The organism is Picosynechococcus sp. PCC 7117, from assembly GCF_001693275.1.
Taxonomy (GTDB): Bacteria; Cyanobacteriota; Cyanobacteriia; order Cyanobacteriales; family MRBY01; genus MRBY01.
The window spans coordinates 1,717,545-1,743,520 of record NZ_CP016477.1; the positions used below are offsets into that span (position 1 = coordinate 1,717,545).

General features: G+C 50.1%; 27 protein-coding genes. 15 read left to right on the top strand and 12 right to left on the bottom strand.

The window, feature by feature from the left end; genetic code table 11:
- Positions 1-73: 73 nt before the first annotated feature.
- Entirely contained in the window at positions 74-925 is an 852-nt protein-coding gene (locus AWQ22_RS08275; RefSeq protein WP_065710768.1) for an alpha/beta fold hydrolase, read from the bottom strand.
- A 124-nt stretch (positions 926-1,049) separates the two neighbouring features.
- On the opposite strand from AWQ22_RS08275, the gene mraY reads away from it, so the two are divergent.
- The 4 genes from mraY (at position 1,050) to hemC (ending at position 6,393) form a co-directional block, all read left to right on the top strand.
- The gene (gene mraY, locus AWQ22_RS08280; protein ID WP_065710769.1) at positions 1,050-2,144 is read left to right on the top strand and encodes a phospho-N-acetylmuramoyl-pentapeptide-transferase; all 1,095 of its coding nucleotides are present in this window, start codon (positions 1,050-1,052) and stop codon (positions 2,142-2,144) included.
- A 56-nt stretch (positions 2,145-2,200) separates the two neighbouring features.
- Positions 2,201-4,006, top strand: a complete 1,806-nt coding sequence (mrdA, locus tag AWQ22_RS08285) for a penicillin-binding protein 2 (RefSeq protein WP_065710770.1) — start codon at positions 2,201-2,203, stop codon at positions 4,004-4,006.
- Positions 4,007-4,099: 93 nt separating this feature from the next.
- A complete protein-coding gene (gene tyrS, locus AWQ22_RS08290; RefSeq protein WP_315862408.1) occupies positions 4,100-5,281 on the top strand; it encodes a tyrosine--tRNA ligase in 1,182 nt (393 codons plus the stop codon).
- Positions 5,282-5,427: 146 nt separating this feature from the next.
- Complete coding sequence (gene hemC, locus AWQ22_RS08295; protein ID WP_065710772.1) at positions 5,428-6,393, top strand: hydroxymethylbilane synthase; 966 nt, start codon at positions 5,428-5,430, stop codon at positions 6,391-6,393.
- A 61-nt stretch (positions 6,394-6,454) separates the two neighbouring features.
- Here the strand turns inward: hemC and AWQ22_RS16720 are convergent, their stop codons facing one another.
- Positions 6,455-6,631, bottom strand: coding sequence for a hypothetical protein (locus tag AWQ22_RS16720; RefSeq protein WP_156785471.1), 177 nt, complete (start codon positions 6,629-6,631; stop codon positions 6,455-6,457).
- Between the two features lie 269 nt (positions 6,632-6,900).
- Between AWQ22_RS16720 and AWQ22_RS08300 the strand changes: the two genes are divergently transcribed.
- From AWQ22_RS08300 to AWQ22_RS08310, 3 genes are all read left to right on the top strand, one after another.
- Positions 6,901-7,506 carry a GNAT family N-acetyltransferase gene (locus tag AWQ22_RS08300; RefSeq protein ID WP_157094600.1) on the top strand — a complete coding sequence of 202 codons (606 nt, stop codon included), beginning with the start codon at positions 6,901-6,903 and terminating at the stop codon, positions 7,504-7,506.
- 64 nt (positions 7,507-7,570) lie between these two features.
- The gene (locus AWQ22_RS08305; protein WP_030006998.1) at positions 7,571-8,044 is read left to right on the top strand and encodes a hypothetical protein; all 474 of its coding nucleotides are present in this window, start codon (positions 7,571-7,573) and stop codon (positions 8,042-8,044) included.
- A gap of 84 nt (positions 8,045-8,128) precedes the next feature.
- Entirely contained in the window at positions 8,129-8,587 is a 459-nt protein-coding gene (locus AWQ22_RS08310; RefSeq protein WP_065710774.1) for a hypothetical protein, read from the top strand.
- Positions 8,588-8,674: 87 nt separating this feature from the next.
- Here the strand turns inward: AWQ22_RS08310 and trxA are convergent, their stop codons facing one another.
- On the bottom strand, positions 8,675-8,998 hold the full coding sequence (gene trxA, locus AWQ22_RS08315; protein WP_012307227.1) for a thioredoxin: 324 nt from the start codon (positions 8,996-8,998) through the stop codon (positions 8,675-8,677).
- Positions 8,999-9,495: 497 nt separating this feature from the next.
- On the opposite strand from trxA, the gene AWQ22_RS08320 reads away from it, so the two are divergent.
- On the top strand, positions 9,496-10,686 hold the full coding sequence (locus tag AWQ22_RS08320) for a glycosyltransferase family 4 protein (protein ID WP_065710775.1): 1,191 nt from the start codon (positions 9,496-9,498) through the stop codon (positions 10,684-10,686).
- A gap of 9 nt (positions 10,687-10,695) precedes the next feature.
- Here AWQ22_RS08320 and ilvA read toward each other — a convergent pair whose 3' ends face one another.
- The 7 genes from ilvA to ffh all read right to left on the bottom strand — a co-directional run bounded on the left by ilvA (position 10,696) and on the right by ffh (position 18,120).
- A complete protein-coding gene (ilvA, locus tag AWQ22_RS08325) occupies positions 10,696-12,207 on the bottom strand; it encodes a threonine ammonia-lyase, biosynthetic (protein WP_065710776.1) in 1,512 nt (503 codons plus the stop codon).
- 81 nt (positions 12,208-12,288) lie between these two features.
- A complete protein-coding gene (locus tag AWQ22_RS08330; protein WP_012307230.1) occupies positions 12,289-12,612 on the bottom strand; it encodes a hypothetical protein in 324 nt (107 codons plus the stop codon).
- Positions 12,613-12,914: 302 nt separating this feature from the next.
- On the bottom strand, positions 12,915-13,979 hold the full coding sequence (locus tag AWQ22_RS08335; RefSeq protein WP_065710777.1) for an anthranilate phosphoribosyltransferase family protein: 1,065 nt from the start codon (positions 13,977-13,979) through the stop codon (positions 12,915-12,917).
- A 75-nt stretch (positions 13,980-14,054) separates the two neighbouring features.
- On the bottom strand, positions 14,055-15,236 hold the full coding sequence (locus AWQ22_RS08340; protein WP_065710778.1) for a HEAT repeat domain-containing protein: 1,182 nt from the start codon (positions 15,234-15,236) through the stop codon (positions 14,055-14,057).
- Positions 15,237-15,358: 122 nt separating this feature from the next.
- The gene (locus AWQ22_RS08345) at positions 15,359-16,177 is read right to left on the bottom strand and encodes a Dam family site-specific DNA-(adenine-N6)-methyltransferase (protein ID WP_084448978.1); all 819 of its coding nucleotides are present in this window, start codon (positions 16,175-16,177) and stop codon (positions 15,359-15,361) included.
- 79 nt (positions 16,178-16,256) lie between these two features.
- Complete coding sequence (locus tag AWQ22_RS08350; RefSeq protein ID WP_065710779.1) at positions 16,257-16,631, bottom strand: group 1 truncated hemoglobin; 375 nt, start codon at positions 16,629-16,631, stop codon at positions 16,257-16,259.
- 52 nt (positions 16,632-16,683) lie between these two features.
- On the bottom strand, positions 16,684-18,120 hold the full coding sequence (ffh, locus tag AWQ22_RS08355) for a signal recognition particle protein (protein ID WP_012307235.1): 1,437 nt from the start codon (positions 18,118-18,120) through the stop codon (positions 16,684-16,686).
- A 169-nt stretch (positions 18,121-18,289) separates the two neighbouring features.
- Here ffh and crtD point away from each other — a divergent pair, with 169 nt between their 5' ends.
- From crtD to urtE, 5 genes are all read left to right on the top strand, one after another.
- Positions 18,290-19,789 (top strand): C-3',4' desaturase CrtD, encoded by a 1,500-nt coding sequence (gene crtD / locus AWQ22_RS08360; protein WP_065710780.1) that lies wholly within the window; start codon positions 18,290-18,292, stop codon positions 19,787-19,789.
- Between the two features lie 74 nt (positions 19,790-19,863).
- Positions 19,864-20,109 carry a type II toxin-antitoxin system Phd/YefM family antitoxin gene (locus AWQ22_RS08365; protein WP_065710781.1) on the top strand — a complete coding sequence of 82 codons (246 nt, stop codon included), beginning with the start codon at positions 19,864-19,866 and terminating at the stop codon, positions 20,107-20,109.
- A gap of 7 nt (positions 20,110-20,116) precedes the next feature.
- Positions 20,117-20,386, top strand: coding sequence for a Txe/YoeB family addiction module toxin (locus AWQ22_RS08370; protein ID WP_062434333.1), 270 nt, complete (start codon positions 20,117-20,119; stop codon positions 20,384-20,386).
- A 90-nt stretch (positions 20,387-20,476) separates the two neighbouring features.
- Complete coding sequence (locus tag AWQ22_RS08375) at positions 20,477-21,001, top strand: peptidylprolyl isomerase (RefSeq protein WP_012307239.1); 525 nt, start codon at positions 20,477-20,479, stop codon at positions 20,999-21,001.
- A 116-nt stretch (positions 21,002-21,117) separates the two neighbouring features.
- On the top strand, positions 21,118-21,843 hold the full coding sequence (urtE, locus tag AWQ22_RS08380; RefSeq protein WP_030006985.1) for an urea ABC transporter ATP-binding subunit UrtE: 726 nt from the start codon (positions 21,118-21,120) through the stop codon (positions 21,841-21,843).
- Positions 21,844-21,852: 9 nt separating this feature from the next.
- Here the strand turns inward: urtE and AWQ22_RS08385 are convergent, their stop codons facing one another.
- Complete coding sequence (locus AWQ22_RS08385) at positions 21,853-22,755, bottom strand: histone deacetylase (protein WP_065710782.1); 903 nt, start codon at positions 22,753-22,755, stop codon at positions 21,853-21,855.
- A 263-nt stretch (positions 22,756-23,018) separates the two neighbouring features.
- Here AWQ22_RS08385 and AWQ22_RS08390 point away from each other — a divergent pair, with 263 nt between their 5' ends.
- Positions 23,019-23,306, top strand: coding sequence for an RNA-binding protein (locus tag AWQ22_RS08390; RefSeq protein ID WP_012307242.1), 288 nt, complete (start codon positions 23,019-23,021; stop codon positions 23,304-23,306).
- 119 nt (positions 23,307-23,425) lie between these two features.
- Here AWQ22_RS08390 and glnA read toward each other — a convergent pair whose 3' ends face one another.
- Positions 23,426-24,847, bottom strand: coding sequence for a type I glutamate--ammonia ligase (gene glnA / locus AWQ22_RS08395; protein WP_065710783.1), 1,422 nt, complete (start codon positions 24,845-24,847; stop codon positions 23,426-23,428).
- A gap of 572 nt (positions 24,848-25,419) precedes the next feature.
- On the opposite strand from glnA, the gene apcB reads away from it, so the two are divergent.
- Positions 25,420-25,929: an allophycocyanin subunit beta gene (gene apcB, locus AWQ22_RS08400; protein WP_012307244.1), complete on the top strand. Its 510-nt coding sequence runs from the start codon at positions 25,420-25,422 to the stop codon at positions 25,927-25,929.
- The last annotated feature ends 47 nt before the right edge of the window (positions 25,930-25,976 follow it).

Genomic DNA, 25,976 nt, shown 5'->3' on the forward strand with positions numbered 1-25,976 from the left:
AAGAATTCTGATAGGACTGAGATTAGGTTTTCTGCTGGTGCCATTCATATTTTTTTATGGCTCCCCTAGTTTTCTAAGCAAGAAATTCACTCAGTACAGGGGCGATCGCCTCTGGGAAATGCTCCTGGGGATAATGTTTCGCTTCGGGCAGGGCTTCCCAACGGTGGGCGGTTTCTGTTTTGACCCAGTTTTCGATCTGGTCATTGTCTAACCAAGGATCTTGAGTCCCCCAAAGAAACAAGGTCGGCGCAGGCCGATTTTTGAGGCGATCGCCCAAGTCTGGCAAAACTTTGGCTAACTCAAAGCGACGCACCGTCGTCATCAGGGCACGACCCACGGCAGAACTGGTTTTGTAGGGTTTGCGGTAGGTGGCGAGGTCGCTATCACCAATCACGAAGCCACTACCTTTTTCGAGGGTGCGGTCTACCAACAGCGGATCCTGGGTGAGCATCTCCCCAGCGAGGGGTAAGCCCCACTGCTGCATCACCCAGGGCAGTTTACTCCCCGGCAGGATCGGACTATTGAGAATCACCAGGCGATCGCAAATTTCTGGTTCGTTGAGGGCAAATAAAACCCCCACATGGCCGAGAAATCCCTGGGTGACAATGTGGCAACGCTCAATTTTTAAAGCAGCGAGAAAATCCTTTAACGCCCCTTGGAACGCCTCGGCTCGGTAGGAAAATTCCCGACTGCTGGGGTAGCTCGAAAAACCAGATCCAGGCCAATCCGGGGCAATACAGTGAAAATTTGCGGCCCCTAAACGTTCCAACACACCGCGCCAACCGTAACTGTGGGCGGGCAGTCCATGGAGAAAGAGGATCGGCAGGCGGCCATTGTCTTGTTTTTCGGTCTCGCGGTAGAACCAAGTGAGGTTGCCGACGGTAATTTTTTCTGTGGCGATCGCCATGGTTTGATTAGCCCCCATAACAGTTAAATGAAATTTTCACTGTGGCATACTCCTCGACCAAAACAAAGTCCCCTGGGTGAGGCGAGATAGAGCCAGGGAGATGCTATCTTTTTGGGGAGTTTGATCAACGCCAAATAACCCCGTGGAAAGCAAATCGTTACTGCCTCTCTTTTTTCAGAAACCCTCTGGCACCCAACTGCTAGGTCTCTTGAGCGTCCTGCTCGTGGGCCTTGCTGTGTTGATTAGCCATCAGCCCCAACTGAACCCTAGCAATATTTTGCCCCTGTGGATTCCGGTTTTGGTCTCGGCGATTGTGGCGGGGATCTTTGGGGTGTGGATCGTGCCCCTATTGCGGCGGCTGAAGACGGGTCAAATTATTCGCGAAGAAGGCCCCCAGGCTCACCTCAAAAAAGCAGGAACTCCCACCATGGGCGGCCTCATTTTCCTGCCCGTTGGTCTAATTGCTGGAGTAATCTTTGCGGGGTTCGATCCAGAGGCGATCGCCGTGGCCCTCGTGACCCTCGCCTATGGTGTCATCGGTTGGGTGGACGATTGGCAAGTGCTGCGTCTCAAGTCCAATAAAGGCATTTCCCCCCGGATGAAACTGATCCTGCAAATTGTGATCGCCGTGGTGTTTTGTATTTGGCTTGCCCTCACTGCTCCAGAACTGACGACAATTACCTTTTTTGCGGGACTGAGTTTACCCCTCGGTGTTTTCTTTTGGGCCTTGGCTGGCTTTGCCATGGTCGCCGAAAGTAATGCCACGAACCTCACCGACGGTGTCGATGGGCTGGCCGGGGGCACAGGGGCGATCGCCTTCCTGGGCGTGGGTGCCCTCGCTTTGCCCGCACATCCTGGCCTGAGCTTACTTTGTGCTTGCTTGAGTGGGGCTTGTCTCGGTTTTATTTACCACAACCGCAACCCCGCAAAAGTTTTCATGGGGGATACCGGTTCCCTTGCCCTGGGGGGAGGGTTGGCCGCAGCGGGAATCCTGAGCGGCAACATTTGGGGGCTGCTGATTATCAGTGGCATTTTTTGTATTGAAGCTGTCTCTGTCATTGCCCAGGTCACTTATTACAAAGCCACCAAAGACGAAACCGGTCAAGGGAAACGACTCCTCAAAATGGCCCCGATTCACCATCACCTAGAACTCAGTGGCTGGCCCGAAACCCAGATTGTTGGCGCTTTTTATCTGATCAACCTGGGCTTAGTCCTACTCAGTTTCGTCTTGACCTAAAAAGCCTAATGCGCACGCTAAAATTAGAATCAATTTCCCTTTTCTCCTAGGCACCCATGACCCTCATTTCTCCCCTTGCAAAAGCCTCACGCAAAGAATCGGGTCGCACCGTTGGCCGGGGTGTTCGTCCCTGGGGAATTATGTTTGCCGTTAGCTTGGCACTCCTGGGCGGCATTGGTTCCCGCTTGGCTTTTTTGCAACTCGTTAAGGGAGATGAACTGCGACAAACGGCCCGGAACAATAGCGTCCGCATTGCCCCCAAACCACCGATCCGGGGCAATATGTTTGACCGCCATGGCAAAGTACTAGCCACCACAAAGCTTGCCCATGCTGTCTATGTGTGGCCCGTAGCCCGCACGAGACCCGATTGGCCAAAAACAAAACAATTGCTCTCCCAGTTGGTAGGCATCGCCCCCGCCGAAATTGAAAAGCGCCTAGAATCCCAAGATATTTATGCCACTGAACCCTTGGCGATCGCCCGCAATTTGACCCTTGCCCAAGTCACTGCCATCGAAGAACATCACCAGACCCTTGCCGGAGTAGAGGTGATCATCGAACCGGTGCGTTATTATCCCGAAGGTGATACGGCCTCCCATGTCCTCGGTTACACGAGAGAATTAACCCCCGAAGAATTTGAGACCCGCCAAGCAGAAGGCTATCGCCTCCAGGATTACATCGGTAAATTAGGTCTAGAAGCGTCCCTAGAATCCCGTCTGCGTGGGGAATGGGGAGGCCAAGAAATTCAAGTGGACCGCGATGGCCGATTTGTGAAAATCCTGGGAGAAAAACCAGCCCAGGCCGGGGAAGATCTGCGTCTTACCCTAGACGCTGAACTTCAAAAGGTTGCCCAGAGGGTTTTGGGACGACGCAAAGGGGCGATCGTCGCTCTCGATCCGCGCAATGGCGATGTCTTGGCGATGGCGAGTTACCCCAACTTTGATCCGAATATCTTCTCTGATCGCATTTCCCCCGAAAAATGGGCCGCCGTCACTGCCCAGGGCGATCCTTTCATTAACCGTGCTATTCGTGGGTTTCCGCCAGCATCGACTTTTAAAGTTGTGACCGCCGCCGCCGGGATGGAATCCGGCAAATATCCAGCCAATACAGTGTTGAGCACCAGTCCTTACCTCGCCGCTGCCGGGGTTCGTTTCTATGAGTGGAACCGGGCTGGTTTTGGGGCCGCTGGCTACGTGAAAGCGATGGCCTGGAGTAGTAACACCTTTTTTGGCCAGGTGGGGCGGGGTGTTGGCGGTGAAACCCTGATTGATTGGTCGCGCCGCTTTGGGTTTGGTGCCCCCACTGGCATTGAACTCAACGAAGAAACCAGCGGTCTAATTCCGGATGATGATTGGACCCAAGAGCGCCTCGAGCGCCCCTGGAATGTGGGAGACACCGTAAATATGTCCATCGGTCAAGGCTTAACGTTGGCGACCCCCCTACAGGTGGCCCAGATGTTTGCGGTGACAGCGAATGGGGGCTATTTGGTGCAACCCCACCTCGTCCAAACCGATACTCCGGTGAAAACGTCCCTCAACATGGCCCCCAGTACCCTAGAAACTATTCGCCAAGGCTTGCGGGCCGTGGTCACTAACGGTACTGGTACAGTGCTCAATATTCCTGGGATTCCGACGGCAGCGGGAAAAAGTGGCACGGCTGAAGCTCCCCCCCGGGAAAACCATGCTTGGTTCGGTGCCTTTGCTCCCTATGACGAGGCAGAGATCGTTGTCGTCGCCTTTGCAGAACATTCCGGTGGTGGTGGTGGCTCTGTGGCTGGGCCGATGGTGCGCGATGTGATGGCGGCTTATTTTGAATTGAAGGAAAAGGCCGAAAATCCTGAAGCCACAACCGCAACCCCAGAATAGGCAGCTTATCGCTTGGCTGCATTCAATAGTCTCAGCAGAATATGGCACAATAGGCAGGTTTAAATTTCCACAATTGAGTTAACAAAATCCCCTGTGAATATGTCTGCGAATCTTGAGTGGCTAACCCGTGGCACCAGCGAAATTTTTCCGGATAATCCTGAAGAAAATTTAGCCCAGGTTCTCCAGACAGGCGATCGCCCCTTGAGGGTCAAATTAGGCATTGATCCGACGGGTTCAGATCTCCACCTCGGCCATAGTATTCCGTTCCGTAAACTGCGTGCATTCCAAGATGCGGGCCACACCGCAGTGGTGATTATTGGCGATTTTACCGCCCAGATTGGCGACCCCACCGGCAAATCAGAAGTGCGCAAACAGCTCACTGCTGCCGACGTGCAACAAAATGCCGAAACTTACCTAGAGCAACTGCGACCAATCCTCGATTTTGAGACCCCAGGCCGCCTCGAAATTCGCTATAATTCCGAATGGCTCAAGGATTTAGATTTAGCCAAGATCCAAGCACTGCTGGCGACAATGACGGTGCAGCAAATGCTAGCTAAAGAAGGCTTTGCCAAACGTTACCAAAGCGAAAACCCGATTTATATCCATGAATTTCTTTATCCCCTAATGCAGGGCTATGACTCGGTGGCCGTGGATGCAGATGTAGAACTTGGGGGCACTGACCAAAAATTTAATATTGCCGTGGGGCGGGATCTGCAAAGACACTTTGGGAAAAAGCCCCAATTCGGCCTATTGCTGCCTATCTTGATCGGTACCGATGGCAAAGAAAAAATGTCCAAAAGTCTCAATAACTATGTGGGCCTCAAGGACAATCACCACACCATGTACCAAAAGTTACAGAATACCCCCGATAGCTTGCTGAAGGACTATTTTGAACTGCTCACTAAACAAGACCTGCAAACCTTGCCGACAAACCCCCGTGACCAGCAGAAACTCCTGGCCTGGGACATTGTTACTCAGTTCCATGGGGCTGAAGCGGCGGTAGATGCGGAGAAAGCTGTACAGGATGTCGCCGCCGCCAATATTCCCGAATTTTCCCTGGGCGCAGTGGAATTCCCCTCGCCTCTGTTTTATATTTTGGGGGCTTCTGGCCTGTGTTCCAGCGGTGGGGATGGTCGTCGCCAAATTAAAGGAGGTGCAGTTCGCCTCGATGATGAGCGGATCACGGACATGAATCTCGCCTTTGAGAAGCCGGAGCAATTAGTAGATAAGGTGCTCCGGGTGGGGAAAAAGAAATTTGTCCGCCTCGTGCCCTAGGATTGGGACTCTGATTTTTGGGGATTTCGTGAACAGTTGTAACATTTCCGGTTGTTCTCAGAAAAAATTCTGCGATTAGGGACGGACAACGCGATACCCTAGTTTGAGTCAAAATTTTAAGATCATTTTTATAAATCCGAATTGATATGACCGCTGAGACCCCTTCGAAACGCACTGTGCGGATTGGCTCCCGCAAAAGCCAACTTGCTTTAGTCCAAACCTATTGGGTACGGGATGAGCTCCAAAAGGCTTACCCAGAGATCACCTTTGAAGTCCAAACCATGGAAACCCAAGGGGATAAGGTGCTGGATGTGGCCCTCTCGAAAATTGGCGATAAGGGGCTATTTACCCAAGAACTCGAAGACGGCATGCTCAAGGGAGAGACAGATTTTGCGGTGCATTCCCTGAAGGATTTGCCCACGAATTTGCCTGAGGGGTTGATGCTCGGCTGTGTCACGGAACGGGTTGACCCGGCGGATGCCCTGGTGGTTAACGAAAAGCATCGGGATAAAAAGCTAGAAACCCTCCCAAGCGGTTCGGTGATTGGCACTTCTTCGCTACGGCGTCTGGCCCAACTGCGGCACCACTTCCCCCATTTAGAATTTAAAGATATTCGCGGCAATGTGAATACACGTCTGGCGAAGTTAGACCGGGGCGAGTATGATGCGATTATTTTGGCGGCGGCGGGTCTCCAACGGCTTGATTTTGGCGATCGCATCCACCAGATTATTTCCAGTGATATTTCCCTCCATGCCGTGGGCCAAGGGGCCTTGGGTATCGAATGCCGGGATGGGGATAAGGAGATTTTGGGTCTGTTGCGGCCTGTACTCGAACATGCCGAGAGCCGCGATCGCTGTTATGCAGAACGCTCTTTCCTGCGTCAGTTGGAGGGGGGCTGCCAAGTACCGATTGGGGTCAACACAACCATTGAAGGCGATCGCCTAACTTTAGTGGGGATGGTTGCGAGCCTTGATGGCCAAACCTTAATCCGCGATGAGGTCAGTGGTAGCCGCGCCGATGCGGAGAAATTGGGCATTGAATTAGCCCAAAAGGCGATCGCCCAGGGAGCAGACAAGATTTTGGCTGAAATTAATGAGGCGAACCGCGCCTAATTCCGTAGTTGAGTGATCAATTGCCCCCTCCTCCAGGCGAGGGGGGATTTTTATTACAGCTTTATAACTGGGGTTCTGGTCGATCGGCGGGAATTTCTGGCGATCGCAGTCGATTGTGTTCGCCGTAGCCAAGCTGATTCAGGGTCTCGATATCCCCCTTGGGTGATGGAGACTTGGCAGCGGATGGATTTTGGGCGATCGCTTTACGCTGTTTTTTTAGTTTAGATTTTCGTCCCATGGTAAAGATTCCCTCACAATATGCAGTGCCGCTTTCAAACGTTCATTGAAGATGACATCGGCTTGCTTTCAGTTACTCAAACGCCCTTCATTCAAGACTTGTTTACCGATTGTCGGTGGGCATCATGATCAGAATGGTGGCCCACAAATTTAGAGCCTTGCAGATGATTGGCAAAATCTATCCCTCGACAAGCCATTCATAAAATTGGCACAATGGTTTGTGGTTTCAAGTTTTTCTAGAAAAATTTTACCCTTGTTTCCGGAGGCTTGGTGAATCCTCGTCTTTCTTCTGTTTGGAATATCCCGCAACTGTCCTCAGCCGATGTGGCCCTCAGCCAGAGTACCCTGAGTATTCGGCCTGCTACCCTGGAGGATGCCCGCGCCCTGGCAACGGTCTTGACCCATAGTTTCCACCACTACCAAGGCACTTGGGGCTGGCTGACGCCTCTCCTGCGCCTGGGGGTCTATGAAGATTTACACCATCGTCTCAAACAGACCAAAGAGCACCACGCTTGTTTTGTGGCAGCAATGCAAACGGCGACAGCCCAGGAAATTGTCGGCACAGTGGAAATCTCTGTACGTTATTTAAATGCGCTGGCGATCGCCCCCGCCAAAGCCCCCTATATTTCTAATTTGGCAGTAAATCCCCAATACCGTCGCTTGGGCATTGCTCGAAAACTTTTGGCCCGTTGTGAAACCCAAGTGCGTTACTGGCACTATGGCAGTGTGGCCCTCCATGTTTTGGAAAATAATGAAGCTGCCAAACAACTCTATCTCAGTTGTGGGTATGATATTAAATATGCAGAACGTCCCCTAAGTGCTTGGCTCCTGCGTCGGCCGCGCCGTCTCTTTGTCCAAAAGAGTTTATCTCCCTAAGTCTTTTTGTTTCTTAGTTCACCGCCGCTGATGTGGCGATCGCCACTGTTCTTTATCCTTTGCCATGGGCTCTACTCCCCCCTCAACGACAAATTCTCCCATAGACCATCTTGAAATTTTGGCTCAATTGAAGCAGGGAGAGCTTTTGATGGTGAACCCCCGCCGTAAAAATGGACTGATTTTGCGCAAAGCCTACCACGGCGATTTTGCTGGCCCAGGGGCGATCATTGGTGGCGTTTTTGATCAAGATGTAGAATCGGTAATTCCCGTGGGGGCTCTGTCCCTGTTGGTGCCAGCGCCCGGTACTGAGCGGGAAAAAGCCTACCTCATTCGGCGGCAGTGGGTCCGACTCCTGAAGCAGATCACCGACAAACCCGTACCAGAACAGCGGGCCCAAATTATTTTAAATCAGTTTGAAAATTGGTTTGACCTCGACACAGCCGCCCAACTGTCCGATGATGTTTTTGCTGAGTTGGTCGGGGTACTGCCCCAAACCATTGCTAAAGTGCGTAACCGTGTTAACCGCTCAGAAATTTGACAGCAAAATGTTCACCTTTAGATTGTTGTGAACCTCACCTTTAGGGGATGATAGAAACCAGTCACCAAGAGGAGAACAGTTGCTATGGGGGAGAGCATCCCAGAACAGCAGGCGATCGCCGAAACGATTGCCCTCTTAGAATATTATGGCTTTGAACTCAATGGTCAGACCGCTGCAGCCACCATTGAGCAATGGTGTGCCCATAGTCCCGTCGCCTGGGTTCGTCTAGCTGTCCTCGAAGCCCTATATCGGGGGCGCTATAAAAAAATTTCGGTCACGGCAATCCTGCGGGTTTGGCAGCGCTGGGAAAAGCCCCAAGTCCAGTTCAATCGAGAATTTGAAAGCCTGATCTGTGCCGAACTGCCGACCAAAGTCGCCCCCACTCCGCCTGTACAATCTCGCCCCGAAGCCTCTATCGCTTCAGCACTACCGTCCCCAAGTTTAGGCATTGCCACCTTTTCGCCACCACCGGAGTTAGCAAATTCCGATGCCTATCAAAAACTCAAGGCGATCGCCACCCAGCCAGACACTAAAAAACCCTAGGAATACACTAGGGCTGAGTGCAAAAGCCGGATGTTAAATGATGCCGTTGCTGTCTAGGAGTGCGTTGAAGTTCTTAAGAGAATTTTTTTAAAGTTCTTTATCAATCGCAGCAGCGAGGGTTGTTTTGGGCACAGCACCGACTACCATGCTGACCTTTTTGCCCCCTTTGAAAATCATCAAGGTCGGGATGCTCCGAATACCATATTCGCTGGCGACACCAGGGTTTTCGTCAGTATTGAGCTTAAACACCTTGATTTGATCTTGGTATTGTTCGGCGATCTCCTCCACGACGGGAGCAACCATACGACAGGGACCACACCAAGGAGCCCAGAAGTCGACGAGTACAGGGACGTCACTTTCGAGGACTTCTTCTTGAAAGGTTGCGTCTGTGACTGCGGCAGTTTTTGACATGCCTCTAAATTCCTAATTTATACAAGATTTTTCTAAGGATACCTAGGGATTCTAGCATAAAGGCTCCGACCCATCTGGAACTTTAGGCAAAATGATAGAAAATTTTGCGTTTGATGCTTTCTTGAAAACTGAAGGAAAACCAATGCTAGGATATAGCGAGCTTTTTCTATGCTCCATCGCTTAGGGGAATATGACAGCAGCAAACCCTACCAAGAAATGTGATTGATCCCAGGGAGAGTCGGCAACTTTGAGCGCAACAATCTGGTTAAATTACTGACAAAAAAAACGCCCGAATACTATGGCGATTCGGACGAAGTATGGTGTGAGGAGTGAACAAAAACTTTCATTCTTTGTCGCAAAAGTTTTTGCCCACCTCTATTGTAAAGGAAAAAAGAGCGTTTGTTCAGACCCACTCGGCGAGCTGTGAAATTTCTTTAAGGGATTAAATGAATGGGGAAAGAAAGGGTATTTTTGCAAGCGGTGAGGGAGATGGAATAATGCGCATCTTAGTACTCAGTTGGGAGTTTCCCCCCCGGGTTGTGGGTGGAATTGCTCGCCATGTGGGGGAACTGTATCCAGAAATTGTCCGCCTGGGCCATGAAGTGCATATGTTGACCTTGGCCACAGGGTTAGCACCAGCCTATGAAATTGTCGAGGGCATCCATGTGCATCGGGTCGTCGTGCCGGATCACCCTGATTTTTTCCAGTGGGTGGGGGCGATGAACCGGGAAATGCTGGCCTATGGTGCTGCTTTTTTAGAAAAAACAGGCTCCTGTGCATTGATCCATAGCCATGATTGGTTAGTCGCTGATGCGGCGATCGCCCTCAAACATCAGTTTAAAATTCCCCTATTGGCCACCATTCACGCCACGGAATATGGTCGCCACAATGGCATTCACACCGACACCCACCGCTACATCGCCCGCAAGGAAAAAATGCTGTCCCACGAGGCCTGGCGGGTGATCGTTTGCAGTCAATACATGCGCCACGAGCTGGAGCGGGCCTTGCAAACCCCCTGGCCGAAAATGGATGTGATTTTTAATGGGATTCGGCCAGAAAAAAAACAACATGCGGTTAGTTTTGACCGTCAGTCTTTTCGTCGTCAGTTTGCCCCCGATGACCATCGGATTGTCTATTATGTGGGACGTTTAACCTACGAAAAAGGAATTAATGTGCTCCTGAGTGCAGCGCCTCGGATTTTGGAGGTGATGCGGGGGAAAGTCCGGTTTGTGATTATTGGGGGGGGCAATGGCGATCGCCTCAAGGAACAGGCCTGGAATTTGGGCATCTGGGAACAGTGTAATTTCACGGGATTTATGTCCGACGAGGATTTAGATAAGTTCCAAACCATCGCCGATTGTGCTGTGTTCCCTAGTTTGTATGAGCCGTTTGGGATTGTTGCCCTCGAAAGTTTTGCGGCGAAAGTCCCGGTGGTGGTGTCCAATACGGGAGGCTTACCGGAGGTGGTCACCCACGGCGAAACGGGCATTGTCACCTATGCGAATGTGGCCAGTTCCCTCGCCTGGGGAATTTTGGAGGTCTTACAACACCCGGAATATGCCAAAATCCTCGTAGAAAATGCCTACGCGGATCTGCCCCGGCGTTTTAATTGGGCAAAATTGGCGATCGCCACGGAGCAGGTTTACCAACGTGTGGTTCAAGAGCGGGCTGCCGTGCTTTGGGAGTAGGACAAAACCTTAGCCCAAAAAGAGCTTGTAGGCGGGATTTTGATTTTCGTCCCAGTAACGATAACCGAGTTGGTCGAGAAACGTTTGCCAATCGTCCATTTCTGCCGGGGGCACCTGGACGGCTATCGCAATCCGTCCATAATCAGCACCATTATTGCGATAGTGGAACCCACTGATATTCCAATGGGGGCTCATGGTATCGACAAATTTCATCAACGCCCCTGGATATTCAGGAAATTCAAAGCGATAGAACAACTCATGGGTTGCCTTGGGACTGCGGCCACCAACCATGTGACGCAGGTGCAATTTCGTCAGTTCGTCATCGGTGAGATTGAGGGTTTTAAAGCCATTCGCTTCGAAGGTTTCGGCGAGGGTCTTAATTTCACTGCGGTCAGCAATTTGTACCCCCACAAAAATATGGGCTTCCTGTTCATCGGCAATGCGATAGTTGAATTCCGTTAAATTGCGATCGCCCATGCAACGGCAAAACTTTCGTAAACTGCCCGGTTGTTCCGGGATTGTCACGGCAAAAATTGCTTCTCGCCCTTCCCCTAATTCGGCTCGCTCGGCCACAAACCGCAGGCGATCAAAGTTCATATTGGCCCCACAGGCAACGGCCACTAAGGTTTCGTCCTGAATGCCTTCTCGCTCCACATAGGCTTTCATTCCGGCGATCGCCAATGCCCCAGCCGGCTCCAAAATAGAGCGGGTGTCCTCAAATACATCTTTAATGGCCGCACAGGTATCATCGGTGGAGACCAGAATAATTTCATCGACATATTCCTGGCACAGGCGAAATGTTTCTTCCCCGACATAGCGCACCGCCACCCCATCGGCAAACAACCCCACCTGGGATAACTGCACCCGTTCCCCTGTTTCAAGAGATTGTTTCATAGCATCGGCATCCACAGGTTCGACGCCAATAATTTTGATCTCCGGCCGCACCCGCTTCACATAGGCCGCAATGCCTGCAATTAATCCGCCGCCGCCGATCGCCACAAAAATTGCGTGGATGGGCTGTTGGCACTGGCGTAAAATCTCCATGCCGATGGTGCCCTGACCAGCGATGACATAGGGATCATCAAAGGGATGAATGAGCGTTAAGCCCTGTTCCTCCGAGAGTTTGCGGGCGTGGGCGTAGGCATCATCATAGGCATTTCCATGCAAGATCACCTCGCCACCCCTGGCTTTAACGGCATTGATCTTGACCTGGGGTGTCACCACAGGCATTACAATCACCGCCCTCGTGCCCAACTTTGTCGCGGCAAGGGCCACCCCCTGGGCATGGTTTCCGGCGGAGGCAGCGATCACGCCACATTGCAGTTGCTCTGGGGTTAGGTGCGCCATCTTGTTGTACGCGCCCCGCAGCTTAAAAGAAAAGACCGACTGCATATCCTCCCGCTTCAATAGCACATGGTTGTGCAGGCGGCGCGAAAGATTGGGGGCCATTTCGAGGGGAGTTTCTTGGGCTACGTCGTAAACGCGGGCATTTAAAATTTGGATCAAATAATCGCAATGCATAGGGCGATCGCCAACGGGAATTTTAGGACAGATAAAGTGTGAGGATTTTACTGTAACCCCATCCCGTCAATCCACGAAAGTCTAGTTCAACGAAAAGGTTAATTTCTTGAGGGGCGATCGCCAATCTCGCGTTGTTTTCTTGGGGAGAGGTGGGGCTTGGCATTCCGGTTGTACCACGGGGACTAGGTGCTGCTCTTCAACCACCAGTTGCCCATTATCTAAAGCTTGTCGCCATTGTTTGCCCTGTTTCCAAGCCTGATATTTGCGGACATTCCAACGGGGATTGCTGGGATAACCCGCAAAGCCAGACCGCAGCGCAGGATGACTTTCCCTAGGGATCGCAGTTTCGATGTAAATGCCTTCGGCCAATTCCACCAACCGTTGTACAGCATGGTTTGTCATCATCTGACTCTGCCTCCCTAATGTCAACGAATATTACAAGATCACATTACCCTTTACTAAATGCACCAAAAAACAAGACTGGCTTTTGGTATCAATGGTTGAGAAAAACGCCAGGCGAAATTTCTCACATTCACATATATAACGATGGACCGCCACAAAAAACAAGCCCAGTCCTTTTATTAACGAAAAAGTATTATTCCGGTATCTTCCCTTTAGTCTAGACGGAAAACGTTGTTTTTACAAATTTTTAAGATTGTGAACAATAAAAATATTAGATGGCAATCATTGGTGTGATTGTTGAAATTTTAGGAGGCGATTCTTGCCCCTAAATCAGCCTTGAGAGCCGTGAGGGTTGCTTGTAATTTTCCGGTTTTGACCCAGGTTTGGGCTAAATCTAAACCACTTTGGAGATCTTTGACTTGCCCACAATGCCACAAATAAAAGCCCCCATTCCACACAGCAGAATCGGTTAGCGGTGAAGGCTGTCCCTGGAGAAGCGCGGCGAGATCTTGGTAGTATTTCTCCGGGCTTTCTAGGTGAATGTCTTCACCCCCTAAACCGTAGTCATAGGGATTGGGCTTGAGATAGACAAATCCATCGGCGGATTCGGTTTGATTGGTGACTACAATGGTGGTCTGGGAAATCCGTAGATCGCCACTACCTTCTAAGCCCTTGATCAGGGTGTAGGGAGGGTTGCCCCGTTCTGTAAAAGTATCGCGAATAATCGCTTCGGTGGGGGGGTGTACATAACCCGCGATGGTGTGGGCTTGGCGATCGCCAGAGGGCGACCAGACCAATTCGAGGGTTGCCAGGGACGGGCGTTTGCCCAATTCTTCACGATAGGAAATCAGGGTTTGGCTAGCGGGCAGGAGCGTCGGCGTATAGCAGCAGGCAAAGTGGGTGCGCTGGAAGTAGCTTTGTAGTTGCGCAAAACTGAGGGCTTGGAAATCGAGGCCCAGGGCTTGCCAAATTTCTCCGAGGGGGAGGCCATATTTCGTCGGCAGGCGATCGCCACCATGCATGAGCACGGGCACCCCAGCGGTTTTAAGGATCAAAGCCGTGATTGGGGCAATGGGGGCTGTTTTGGTGCGGCCATCGTAGGGAATCCCTAGGATAAATACTTTTTCTCCGTTGGGGAGGGGGTCTAATTTTTGGCTGCGGCGGTCATAGGCATCGAGCATCCCTGCCAGTTCTACCCCGGTAGGCCGTTTAATCCGTTGGGAAATGAGGAAGGCCCCGATTTGGGCGGGAGTCGCGGTACCATCGAGCATCATGTCTAGGGCGATCGCCGCTTCGGCACGGGTCAAACTTTTGCTGGTGTGTTTACCGCTGCCAACTTTCTTCAGTAGCTCACGAAATTCGGTACTCATGGGGCCTTGCTGTGGGTGGGGAATGGATGTTCTCAGATTAAGAAATAATTAGCTTAACTGATTGGCTTCTAAAAATCAGCTAACTTCGGAACTTGCGGCGATGCCAATTTTTTTCAGGGCGGCGATCGCATGGAGTTGAATCGGTTTGTCGGGGCTTTGGCTAAAGACAGTTAGTAAAGCCTGGGCGCGGGGATCCTGGAGCTGGCCGAGGGCATAAATGAATGCTTGTTGAATCGACAGGGGTTGGGGCTGGGAAACCTTTTGCCAAAACTGCAGCAAAATTGTTGTTCCCTGCCCCCGCAGGTTCGGTTCGGTGATTCGGCCAAATGCCTTGAGGGTTTCTAAAACTACTGCGTCAGCCCCATGGTAAAGCAAGGGTTCGAGCCGGGTTAAACTTTCTGGAATGGCTAACCAACCGAGGGCTTGGATCAGGTTACATTGCAAGGGTTTGGGCGTATGGGGGGATTGCAGCACGGTGGCGATCGCCTCGGCAGCCTGGGGAATCGGGAAACGACTGAGGGTAAACCCGGCCTGGGCACAAACCTCCAGGTTGAAATCGTAGAGCAACGGCTGGACTTTTTCGCATAACAAAACCGGATCAACGGACTGGCCCCAAAAGCCCAAACCCTTAACTGCTTCCCGACGCACTGGGGCCGCCGTATCTGTGAGGGCAGACAACAGGGCGGTAAAAATTTCCGGTTGGCGAAATTGACTGAGGGTTTCAATGGCTAAGGAACGGATTTGCGGATCTGGATCATCAATGACCGTCAGCAGGGGATCAATAATTTGCGGATAGCGTAATTTACAAAGGGCGTTTACGGCGAGGCTACGACTTTCTGGCTTGGCCAACAGCGGCACTAGATAATCCACGGCCTTTCCTTCTAGCTGCACCAACGTTCTCATGATTTCTTCGAGGAGGAATTCTTCTGAACAATGGTCAATGAGCAAGATCAGACGGGCAATCGCCTCAGGATCTTGGTATTGTCCCAAGATACGAATCGCAAACCACCGTAATTCTATTTCGGCGGTGTGATCTTCAGCGATGCTCAGGAGAGGGGTGATCGCTGTTGGGCCTAATTTTGCAAAAACCTTAACCAGTCGCCAGCGTTCTTGAAATGTTCCTTCCCGGAGTAACTGAAAGGCCCAGGCTTGGGCGGTGGGTTCCTGGCGAAGATCCGCCGTTGTACATAACTGCAAAAATTCCTGGAGTGTTGGCTGTTGGGCAACATCAGACAGTGCTGTATTTCTTCGCCCCATGAATTCACTCCCCTTACCAAGACATAAAAAGTTGACAGACCTTCAAGGTAAGTTCCTCTCGCCGGAAAACTGGTATCACAATTTACAGGGTGCCTGAAATAGTTGCAGAAATTGCATGAACCCTATGTATTCAACAAATCTTTTGCTGCCAAATTACGGAAGGCGAGCATCTCTTTAGCCGGAGTGCGATCGCCGTTGCAGGCAATGCGTCGTGGGGCGCTTAAGGTCGTCACGGTAAAACCCAAACTTTGATACAGATCTAAAATTCTGGGCGTGGCTTGGTTAGAGGCAATTGTTGGCGCGGTTTGTGCTGCTAGCCAGGTGGCTAATCGCTCTTGATCGGCCCAACTAAACCCCCCGGCGGCATACTGACGAAACTCCACATCATAGGGCGGATCAGCATAAATAAAACTATGGTCAGCAACTGGAATTTTCTCAAAATCTCCCCATTGAAACTGCCAAGCTTGAAATAACTTTTTGTAGGCAAAAAAATCATCCCTATAGTTAATCGAACGATATCGCCCGAAAGGGACATTAAATTTTCCCTGGGAATTGAATCGACACAAGCCATTAAACCCAGTCCGGTTTAAATAATAAAATAAAATCGCGGCTTCTTGGGTCTCGCTCTGATTATTTTCAATTAATTCATTAAAACGGTCTCGGCATTGATAATATAAATCAGCATTATTTGCCATTAAAATACTACTTTTTAAACCTTTTTTGAGCTGCTGATAAAAATTAATTAAATGGAAATTAACGTCATTTAAAATTGCTTTTTGCGGAACCAAACCCAAGGCGATCGCCAAGCCACCACAGAACGGCTCAATTAATTGATAGTCTTGATAGTCTCGCCAAATTAACCGTAATTTAGGGACTAACCAACGCTTACCCCCAGCCCACTTTAGGGGCGGTTTTAACTGCTCTGAATTAATCATAGCCATAAAAAAGATGGGGCTTTTTGGTCATTGTTCCCCATCCATCGTCTGATTTCACTGTGCAATGGTCGATCGATACTAACGACTAACGGTTTAAAACATCATTGCGGTGCTGCACTGAACCCACAATGGTGACGACTTCATCGATTAAATCTTGGGACACATTTAATTCCTGGAGGGTCAATACTAAATTTTCGGCGATCGCATCGAAATGGACATCCGTTAGACCCGCATTTTTAACTAAGTCTTGATGGGCAACCCGCATCGAACGACCCGGAAATCGATCCGTGCCCCCAAAAGCATAGGTCATAAAATCCTTTTGGTGTTGCTTCTGTTTGGCCATGTCAGTTTTGACAAAAAAACGATTAACTCGTTCATCGGCCAGAACCTTACCGTAGAATTTCTCCACCGCCAGATCAACTGCCGCTGCGCCGCCTAACTTTTCATACAAACTAGCCATGGACGAATCTCCGTTTATTTGGCACCATTTCATTCATCGTAGCAACGAAAACCTAGAGGTCAGCAAAACCTTTTTTCTTTTTCACCTTTTTCTTTTTCTTCGGTGCGCCACCACGACCGGGACGTCCGCCCATCCCAGGCATTCCCCCACCGAACAGATCACCGAGTCCACCCATTCCAGGTAAGCCTCCCCCTTGACCCATTTGCTGCATCATTTTCCGCATCCGGGTAAAGTCAGCAATGAGTTTTGAGACATCTTTTTCTGATAACCCAGAGCCCTTGGCAATACGGGTACGACGCTTGGGTGTTTGGGCTAATACATCCGGATTTTTGCGCTCCTCCTTGGTCATGGAGTTGATCATGGTCTCCACGCGCTTCAGTTGCACTTCCCCCTGTTCGAGCATATTTTTATCAATTTTGTTACCCATGCCAGGGATGAGCTTCAGCATGCCGCCCAGGGAGCCCATATTTTTTAACAGGCGCATCTGTTTGAGAAAGTCATCAAAGTCAAAGCGGGCTTCGAGTAACTTGGCCTGCATTTCCTCGACGTCGGACAGATCAACGGCTTCCTGGGCCTTTTCAACGAGGGTGAGTACATCGCCCATGTTGAGGATACGGGACGCTAAACGGTCTGGATAGAATGGTTCTAGGGCTTCTACTTTTTCACCAACCCCAATAAATTTGATCGGTTGACCAGAGATCATCCGCACAGATAGGGCCGCACCACCTCTGGTATCCCCATCCATCTTGGTGAGAATGGCCCCGGTAACGCCAATTTCTTCGTGGAAGGTGCGGGTTAAACTAGCAGCCTCTTGGCCCGTCATCGAGTCAACGACTAGCAATGTATCGTCGGGATTGATGCTTTCTTTAATTTGCTTCAGTTCGGCCATCATGTCGGCATCGATCTGCAAGCGACCCGCCGTATCCACGAGGACGACATCAACACCGAGTTCTTTGGCTTTTTCAACCCCTTGTTTGGCAATGTCAACGGGATTAGCGTCACTGCCCAGGTCGAACACGGGCACGTCAATTTGTTCACCGAGGGTTTTCAGCTGATCGATCGCCGCTGGACGGTAAACGTCGGTTGCAACCATCAGGGCGGTTTTATTTTGCTTGCGGAGATAGAGGGAAAGCTTGGCGGTGGCAGTGGTTTTCCCGGTCCCCTGCAACCCGGCCATGAGAATTACGGAGGGCTTATTTTCTGCTTCGGCGAGGGGAACGTTGCTTTCCCCCATGATTTTGACGAGCTCGTCGTAGACAATTTTGATGAACTGTTGCCCTGGATTAACACCAGAAATAACTTCTGCACCGACTGCCGCTTTTTCCACATCAGAAATAAAGCCCTTGACCACCTGGAGGTTAACGTCGGCTTCGAGGAGGGCGCGACGGACTTCTTTTAGGGCTTCTTTGATGTTAGATTCGCTGATTTTGTCCTGGCCCCGTAGGGATTTCCAGGCATCTTCTAGGCGTTCGGCTAGGGCGTCAAACATAGGTCTTTTCTCTGGGTGGGCTGTTTAGTGACTGTCTAAATACTTTACCAAGTTGCGGACTGTAGCAGGTTCGGCAATCTCTCTTTATCAGGGGCGATCGCCTTTTTGTCAAGAAAGGCAAAATTTTGGACAATAGGGAAAGGTAAAGAATTGTAACGGATGTTTCGGGATGAGTAAGGGCAAGATTGCGGTCATTGGGGCGGGCATTGGCGGTTTAACGGCGGGGGCTTTGTTGGCGAAACGGGGCTACGATGTCACGGTTTATGAACAGGCGGCGATCGCCGGGGGCTGTGCGTCCACTTTTAAGCGTCGGGGTTTTACCTTCGATGTAGGGGCGACCCAGGTGGCGGGCTTAGAAGTAGGAGGGATTCACCAGCGTATTTTTCAAGAATTGGGCGTCGCTTTACCCGAAGCAACGGTTTGTGATCCGGCTTGTGCGGTGTTTTTACCGGGCGAAACAGAACCCATCAACGTTTGGCGTGATGCGGAAAAGTGGGAAGCTGAACGACTCAAACAGTTTCCCACGAGCAAAAATTTTTGGCATTTATTAAAAATTTTATTTGCGGCGAGTTGGCAATTTCAAGGCCGCGATCCGGTGGTGCCACCCCGTAATCCTTGGGATATTTTGCAGTTAATCAAGGCATTTCGTTTAAATACGTTGATCACAGTTCCCTTTGCTTTGATGACGGTTTTAGACGCGTTGAAATTATGTAATGTTGCCGCAGATCAAAGATTAAAAACTTTTTTGGATTTGCAGTTAAAGCTGTACTCCCAAGTTGATAGTTCCGAAACTGCACTACTCTACGGCGCGACGGCCCTCGCCGTTTCCCAAACGCCCCAAGGTTTATTTCATCTCCAGGGTAGTATGCAAGCCTTGAGCGATCGCCTGATCGAAGCCCTCGAAAAACATGGGGGGAAATTACTCACTCGCCACCGCATTAAGGAAATTAACTTGGGTCAAACCAAGCCTCAATTAACAGTCTTTGATCAGCGTCAAAATGAAATTGTTACACAAGCTTTTGATCATGTAGTCGCGAACACCACGGTTCAAGATTTAATTAAAATTTCAGAGCATCCGCCCAAATCAATTTTTAAAAAAATCTATCAAAAACGCATTGAAAATTTGCCAGATCCATCGGGAGCTTTTGTCATTTACTTAGGGGTTAAGGAAGCGGCAATTCCCAAAAATTGTCCACCTCACCTGCAATTTCTCTATGATTATGACCAAGCAATTGGCGAGAATAATTCCCTCTTTGTTTCGGTGAGTAAGCCGAATGATGGTCGCGCCCCAGAGGGTCACCGGACGATTATCGCCTCCTCTTTTGTCGATCCGGATCCCTGGTTTGGCGAAGGTTATGCCGAACTGAAAGAGCGTTACACCCAGGAGGCGATCGCCAAATTAAATCGCTATTTTGACCTTTCCCCAGAAAATATCATTGTTCAAGAAGCCGGAACGCCGCGCACCTTTGCTTTCTATACGGCCCGACACAAAGGCTTTGTTGGCGGTGTGGGACAGCGAATTTCCACCTTTGCGCCCTTTGGATTCGCCACCAGAACACCGTTTAAAAATGTTTGGCTCGTGGGAGATTCTGTCCATCCGGGAGAAGGTACAGCTGGGGTAAGTTATTCTGCCCTGACCGCTGTACGCCAAATTGAACAGGTCAGCTAAAAGGCGATCGCCATCGAAATTATCTCTTACTATGTACGGTAGTTCCGTACATTTATTTTTGAACACACACAAGTATGGATACAGTCAGCGTCAATCAATTTCGTGAAAACCTGAAATCTTTTGTGGAGACCGTAATTGCTGATCATCTTCCCCTTAAGGTGACTCGGCGGAATGGCAAAGATTTTATTGTGATCAGTGCTGAAGATTGGGAGAGAGAGCAGGAAACGCTTTACATATTGCAAAATAACGTTCTCATGCAACAAATTAAAGACTCCCTCGAAACCCACACGAAACAACAAGGCTATCAACCCAACGCGTAGGAAATGGATGAGATCCTTGGTTTTTGAGGGCAATACATGGGAAATCTACGAAAAATTGCGCCAGAAAAATCCAACCCTCCACAAATCACTACGTAAAGTACTAAAAGATATGTTGCGAGACGATCCAAGCATTGGCATCGGAAAACCAGAACCCCTTAAACACAACTTGTCGGGCTTTTGGTCAAGACGTATCAGTCAAAAAGATCGCCTAATTTACAAATTTGATGACCAAGCCGTCTACATCTTTGCGATTGGTGGGCATTATGAATCGTTCTAGTGCATTGGACTCAATGAAGAGGCGATCGCCCCTGACCACCCTTGCAGTACCATTTGGTTAAAGAGACGACATTTTTTAGGACAAGTAATCGTGAGCGAACAGCCCAACCCCAAAGTATTTTTTGACATCACCATCGGTGGCGAAAGTGCCGGACGCATTGTTTTTGAACTACGGGCCGACGTTGCCCCCAAAACCGCTGAAAATTTCCGCGCCCTCTGCACTGGTGAAAAAGGCATCGGCAAACGGGGCAAACCCCTCCATTTCAAAGGCTCCAAATTTCACCGGGTGATCCCTGAATTCATGTGCCAAGGGGGAGACTTTACCAATGGCAACGGCACCGGCGGTGAATCCATTTATGGAGACACTTTTGAAGACGAAAGCTTTGAACTGCGCCACAATGTCCCAGGTTTGCTGAGTATGGCGAACCGTGGCCCCAATACCAATGGCTCTCAGTTCTTTATCACCACAACCTTAACCCCTTGGCTCAACGGTAAGCACGTGGTCTTCGGTAAGGTTATCGAAGGTATGGATGTGGTCAAAGCTATGGAAGCCCAAGGTTCTGGTAGTGGTGCCCCGAAACAGGAAATTGCGATCGCCGATTGTGGTGAGCTCTAAATCTGGCAGCGCGGGACGCATTTAAAAAAATACTGCTGTTTTTGTTACGAAATGGGGGGAGAATTCCTGTCTATGATTAGGGAGCCAATATTCCCCCTTTTTGTTTTTCTGAAACCATGACCCAAGCTAACGATGCCCCAGTTCTGAATGTTTCTGATCTCAATGTCTATTACGGTGAAAGTCACATTTTGCGGAATGTGGATTTGAATGTGCCCCAAGGGGAGATGGTTTGTCTAATTGGTCGCAATGGCGTCGGCAAAACAACGCTTCTGAAAACAATTATGGGATTGTTGCCGCCCCGCACCGGAAAACTGCGTTTTATGGGCCAGGAAATTAATTCCCTCGCGACGGATCGCCGTGCCCGGTCTGGGATTGGCTATGTTCCCCAAGGACGAGAAATTATTCCCCGGGTTACGGTTAAGGAAAATCTCCTCCTCGGCCTAGAAGCTTTACCCAAGGGCCGTCGCAATAAGAGTAATATTCCCTCAGAAATTTTGAATTTATTCCCAATGCTTAAGGAGATGCTGCACCGGATGGGGGGCGATCTGAGTGGGGGTCAGCAGCAGCAGTTGGCGATCGCCCGCGCTTTAATGGGTCGACCAAAGTTACTAATCCTAGATGAACCCACCGAAGGAATCCAACCGTCGATCATTTTAGAAATTGAAGCGGCTGTGAAACAAATTATTGCGGAAACGGGGATTTCAGTGCTTTTAGTCGAGCAACATTTACATTTTGTGCGCCAAGCTGACCGTTACTACGCGATGCAGAAAGGGGGCATTGTTGCTTCTGGGAGTACCCATGAGTTAAGTCAGGCCGTGATTCAGGAATTTCTTGCCGTTTAATTCAGTAAATCAGTAAACATCCCGCGCCGCCCGATGGAGTAGGGAATGGCGGTATACAAGGTCATGGATATTTTTCGCATAGCCCCCACCAATCACACAGGCCACGGGATAGCCCGCCGCCAAGCAGGTACTCAACACCAGCCGTTCCCGCCGATACAGACCCGTGTTCGTCATCGCTAATTTGCCGAGGCGATCGCCCACATGGGTGTCCACCCCCGCATCGTAAAACACTAAATCCGGCTTCACCTGACTCAAAAGATCTTCTAGATGGTGCGCCAAAATTTGCAGGTAGCCATCGTCGTCCAATCCTTCCGGTAGGCCGAGGTCTAAATCACTGCGCTGCTTTTGGCTGGGAAAATTCACCTCGCAGTGCATCGAAAAGGTAAATACCGTCGGGTCATCTTGGAAAATAAACGCCGTGCCGTCCCCCTGGTGCACATCGAGATCGACGATTAAAATCCGCTGCGCCAAGCCCCGTTGCTGAATTGTCCGGGTGGCGATCGCCAAATCATTCAAAATACAAAATCCTGACCCATAGCCCGGAAAAGCATGGTGTGTCCCCCCTGCCGTATTACAGGCCAACCCATGCTCTAGGGCCAACTGCGCCGTCAAAATCGTTCCTCCCACCGCCGTCAAAGTCCGTTGGACGACCCCCGCACTCCAGGGCAAACCAATGCGCCGTTGGGCCTTTGAGGTCAAGGTTCCCTGGCAATAGGCCGTCACATAATCCGGCTCGTGGACAAGTTCTAGCCAGGCTCGATCTGGCAATTGCGGTTGGTAAACTTGCTCCGGTTGAATCACCCCATCCCCCAACAGCAACCCATGCAATAACCGGAACTTCGGCATCGGGAAACGATGCTCCTCCGGAATCGGCGTCACATAATCAGGATGATAAACAACCGGAAACCCCATACAATGCCCCCCAAATCAGCAACTTATCCTCCCAGGATTGTAAAGAATTTTTGCAGTGAGAGTCGTAGGATTAACTTTTCCCTGCCCAAGACCCTCAAAAATTGAAACATCTGATTAAAAATCAAATCGAGCAGCTATAATCAAACGTAACAAGATAAGGATTTGATCCAGTTAAGTAAGATTGTCTAAAGTTTTCCTGACTGCGTAGCTTTCCGAATCTCTGCCCTCTACGATTCTCCGATTCGGAAGAATATTCGTTAATTATGTCGATTTACATTGGAAATTTGTCCTATCAGGTTACTGATGAGGACCTAAAAGAAACCTTCGCCGAATATGGCAAGGTAAACCGTGTCCAAGTTCCCACTGACCGGGAAACTGGCAGACCGAGAGGATTCGCCTTTGTGGAAATGTCTAGCGAAGACGAAGAAAATGCGGCCATTGAAGCCCTAGATGGTGCTGAATGGATGGGTCGTGACCTCAAGGTTAACAAAGCAAAACCCCGTGAAGACCGTCGTCCGGCTTCCCGTGGGGGTGGCCGTAGCCGCTACTAAAGCATTTTTCGTAGCATTACTACTCGACACAGCCATTTAGTCTAGCTGTCGTCACAAATAAATTAATTTGTTTCCCACTACTATCGGCAGTGGGATTTTTTGTGGAGCTAGGTTGCCGTTTAGCAATCGTAATAAAGGGCAAATTCGTAGGGATGGGGCCGTAACCGGAGGGGATTCACTTCGGCGTCTAATTTGTACTCAATCCAATTCTCAATGAAATCTGTCGTAAAGACACCGCCCGCCGTTAAAAAATCATGATCCTGCTGGAGAGCTTCGAGGGCGGCTTCTAGGGAAGCGGGAGTTGAAGGAATTTTGCTCAGTTCCTCTGGGGTCAAATCGTAGATATCGACATCTAGGGGATCACCTGGATCAATGGCGTTTTTAATACCATCAATGCCCGCACAGAGCATCGCCGCAAAGGCTAGATAGGGGTTGGCCGTGGCATCAGGGCAACGGAATTCAAGGCGTTTGGCTTTGGGGTTTGGCCCAGACAGGGGAATGCGCACCGACGCCGAACGATTTCCTTGGGAATAGGCTAAATTCACCGGAGCCTCGAAGCCGGGAACAAGACGTTTGTATGAGTTGGTACTGGGATTAGAAAAAGCGAGCAGGGCTGGGGCGTGTTTGAGGATGCCACCAATGTAATGGAGTGCCAGTTGACTGAGATTGGCGTAGCGATCGCCCCAAAATAGTGGTTGACCTTCTTTCCAGAGGGATTGGTGGGTGTGCATCCCGGAGCCGTTGTCGTTAAACAGTGGTTTCGGCATAAATGTCACGGTGCGGCCATACTTACGGGCGACATTTTTGATCACATACTTATAGGTCATCAAATAATCTGCGGCCTTGAGGAGCGTTGCAAAGCGAAACCCTAATTCATTTTGGCCCCCGGTGGCGACTTCGTGGTGGTGCTTTTCGATGGGAACGCCGCATTTCGCCATGGTCAGCAGCATTTCTGTGCGCATATCCTGGAGGGTATCCGTTGGTGGTACGGGGAAATACCCCTGTTTGTAGCCCGGTTTGTGGGCGAGATTGCCCCCCGGTTCTTTGCGGCCTGAATTCCAGCGACCCTCGACGCTATCAACGTAATAAAACCCTTTATTCTCCGTCTGGTCAAAACGCGCATCATCAAACACGAAAAATTCTGCTTCGGGGCCAAAATAGGCAGTATCGCCCAGGCCAGAGGCTGTGAGATAGTCCACGGCTTTTTGGGCAATGCTGCGGGGATCACGACTGTACCACTCCCCCGTGCGGGGTTCTTTGATGGAACAAATGAGGCTGAGGGTTTTTTCTTTACAAAATGGATCGATCCAAGCGGTTGTGGGATCAGGCACCATCGCCATGTCAGACTCGTTAATCGCTTTCCAGCCTCGAATGCTTGAACCGTCAAAGGGCACCCCATCAACAAAGGAAGCTTCGTCCAGTTGATCTTGGTAAAACGAGCAATGTTGCCAAATGCCTGGCAGATCAACAAACTTGAGGTCAATAATTTGAATATTTTCCTCTTGGATCAGCCGTAAAACATCGGTTGCTGTCTGGGTCATGGTGGGGTGCCTCACAAACAATTCTTAATCTTCACTGGTAGGATCCGGCAAGCAATGGGATTCACGCCGACACAGTTCGCTTGATCCTAGAAAGAGTTATGGCAGTTCGTTGTAGTCTGGGTCACATCTCCACTGGTTGCGGCCCAGGAACTGTTTACTGTCAGGGTAGGTTAAATTTAAAGCTCCGGGTCAGGCGATCGCCAAAATTTCACCAAAATATTTACAGAAAGTCGCCCCATCTGGCATGAATAGCCACAGCCTCGGTACAGCTTGGGAAAAACAAAAATCGTCTTTTAGATCTCAGATTTAGAGCAGTTTTATTATTTTTTTTAAAGAAATGTAATCAATACGGCCCGAAACCTGGGATTATAAATGCCGTATAAAATTACGAAAGAAAACATCCTCTACTCCTTTGGGCGACGTAAAACAGGCTCGTCCTGGGGTCTTTACCCGAAGGAAAAACCATGTACTTCAGTCATGGGAGTATGTCAATATAAAACGAAGCTTCTCATCCCCCTGGGATGATCCTTTTCTAAACGCGCTTAATAAAACTGCTGTTCGGAGAAAATTTAATGCGGGACGCTGTTACAAGTCTGATCAGAAATTACGATACCACCGGGCGTTACTTTGACCGTGATGCCATCGAGAGCCTCAAAGACTACTTTGCTTCGGGGAATGACCGAATCACCGTTGCGGCGATGATCAATAGTCAATCTGCGGAGATCGTCAAGGCCGCGGCCAATAGTCTCTTTGAAGCGGTTCCTGAACTGCTCTTAGCTGGGGGCAATGCCTATACGACCCGTCGCTTTTCTGCTTGCTTGCGGGACATGGACTACTACCTCCGCTATGGCACCTATGCCTTAATTGCTGGGGATATGGACGTTCTCAACGAGCGGGTCCTACAGGGTTTGAGAGAAACCTATAATTCCCTAGGGGTGCCCATTGCACCAACGGTTCGGGGAATTCAATTCCTCAAGGATGCGATTAAGGAAATGGCGGCGGCGGCTGGCATTGCGAATACGGCTTTTATTGATGAACCGTTTGACCACATGACCCGTGAACTGAGCGAAGTGGATCTCTAAATTAGTTGACGGCAACTAACTTACACCAATGGTGGGCTGTCACCTCA

What these genes read in the sequence shown, in the direction of transcription:
- AWQ22_RS08275 (WP_065710768.1), bottom strand. Translation starts at nt 925, where the DNA reads ATGGGGGCTAATCAAACCATGGCGATCGCCACAGAAAAAATTACCGTC.
- mrdA (WP_065710770.1), top strand. Translation starts at nt 2,201, where the DNA reads ATGACCCTCATTTCTCCCCTTGCAAAAGCCTCACGCAAAGAATCGGGT.
- hemC (WP_065710772.1), top strand. Translation starts at nt 5,428, where the DNA reads ATGACCGCTGAGACCCCTTCGAAACGCACTGTGCGGATTGGCTCCCGC.
- AWQ22_RS16720 (WP_156785471.1), bottom strand. Translation starts at nt 6,631, where the DNA reads ATGGGACGAAAATCTAAACTAAAAAAACAGCGTAAAGCGATCGCCCAA.
- AWQ22_RS08305 (WP_030006998.1), top strand. Translation starts at nt 7,571, where the DNA reads ATGGGCTCTACTCCCCCCTCAACGACAAATTCTCCCATAGACCATCTT.
- AWQ22_RS08310 (WP_065710774.1), top strand. Translation starts at nt 8,129, where the DNA reads ATGGGGGAGAGCATCCCAGAACAGCAGGCGATCGCCGAAACGATTGCC.
- trxA (WP_012307227.1), bottom strand. Translation starts at nt 8,998, where the DNA reads ATGTCAAAAACTGCCGCAGTCACAGACGCAACCTTTCAAGAAGAAGTC.
- AWQ22_RS08320 (WP_065710775.1), top strand. Translation starts at nt 9,496, where the DNA reads ATGCGCATCTTAGTACTCAGTTGGGAGTTTCCCCCCCGGGTTGTGGGT.
- ilvA (WP_065710776.1), bottom strand. Translation starts at nt 12,207, where the DNA reads ATGCATTGCGATTATTTGATCCAAATTTTAAATGCCCGCGTTTACGAC.
- AWQ22_RS08330 (WP_012307230.1), bottom strand. Translation starts at nt 12,612, where the DNA reads ATGATGACAAACCATGCTGTACAACGGTTGGTGGAATTGGCCGAAGGC.
- AWQ22_RS08335 (WP_065710777.1), bottom strand. Translation starts at nt 13,979, where the DNA reads ATGAGTACCGAATTTCGTGAGCTACTGAAGAAAGTTGGCAGCGGTAAA.
- AWQ22_RS08340 (WP_065710778.1), bottom strand. Translation starts at nt 15,236, where the DNA reads ATGGGGCGAAGAAATACAGCACTGTCTGATGTTGCCCAACAGCCAACA.
- AWQ22_RS08345 (WP_084448978.1), bottom strand. Translation starts at nt 16,177, where the DNA reads ATGGCTATGATTAATTCAGAGCAGTTAAAACCGCCCCTAAAGTGGGCT.
- AWQ22_RS08350 (WP_065710779.1), bottom strand. Translation starts at nt 16,631, where the DNA reads ATGGCTAGTTTGTATGAAAAGTTAGGCGGCGCAGCGGCAGTTGATCTG.
- ffh (WP_012307235.1), bottom strand. Translation starts at nt 18,120, where the DNA reads ATGTTTGACGCCCTAGCCGAACGCCTAGAAGATGCCTGGAAATCCCTA.
- crtD (WP_065710780.1), top strand. Translation starts at nt 18,290, where the DNA reads ATGAGTAAGGGCAAGATTGCGGTCATTGGGGCGGGCATTGGCGGTTTA.
- AWQ22_RS08365 (WP_065710781.1), top strand. Translation starts at nt 19,864, where the DNA reads ATGGATACAGTCAGCGTCAATCAATTTCGTGAAAACCTGAAATCTTTT.
- AWQ22_RS08370 (WP_062434333.1), top strand. Translation starts at nt 20,117, where the DNA reads ATGAGATCCTTGGTTTTTGAGGGCAATACATGGGAAATCTACGAAAAA.
- urtE (WP_030006985.1), top strand. Translation starts at nt 21,118, where the DNA reads ATGACCCAAGCTAACGATGCCCCAGTTCTGAATGTTTCTGATCTCAAT.
- AWQ22_RS08385 (WP_065710782.1), bottom strand. Translation starts at nt 22,755, where the DNA reads ATGGGGTTTCCGGTTGTTTATCATCCTGATTATGTGACGCCGATTCCG.
- AWQ22_RS08390 (WP_012307242.1), top strand. Translation starts at nt 23,019, where the DNA reads ATGTCGATTTACATTGGAAATTTGTCCTATCAGGTTACTGATGAGGAC.
- glnA (WP_065710783.1), bottom strand. Translation starts at nt 24,847, where the DNA reads ATGACCCAGACAGCAACCGATGTTTTACGGCTGATCCAAGAGGAAAAT.
- apcB (WP_012307244.1), top strand. Translation starts at nt 25,420, where the DNA reads ATGCGGGACGCTGTTACAAGTCTGATCAGAAATTACGATACCACCGGG.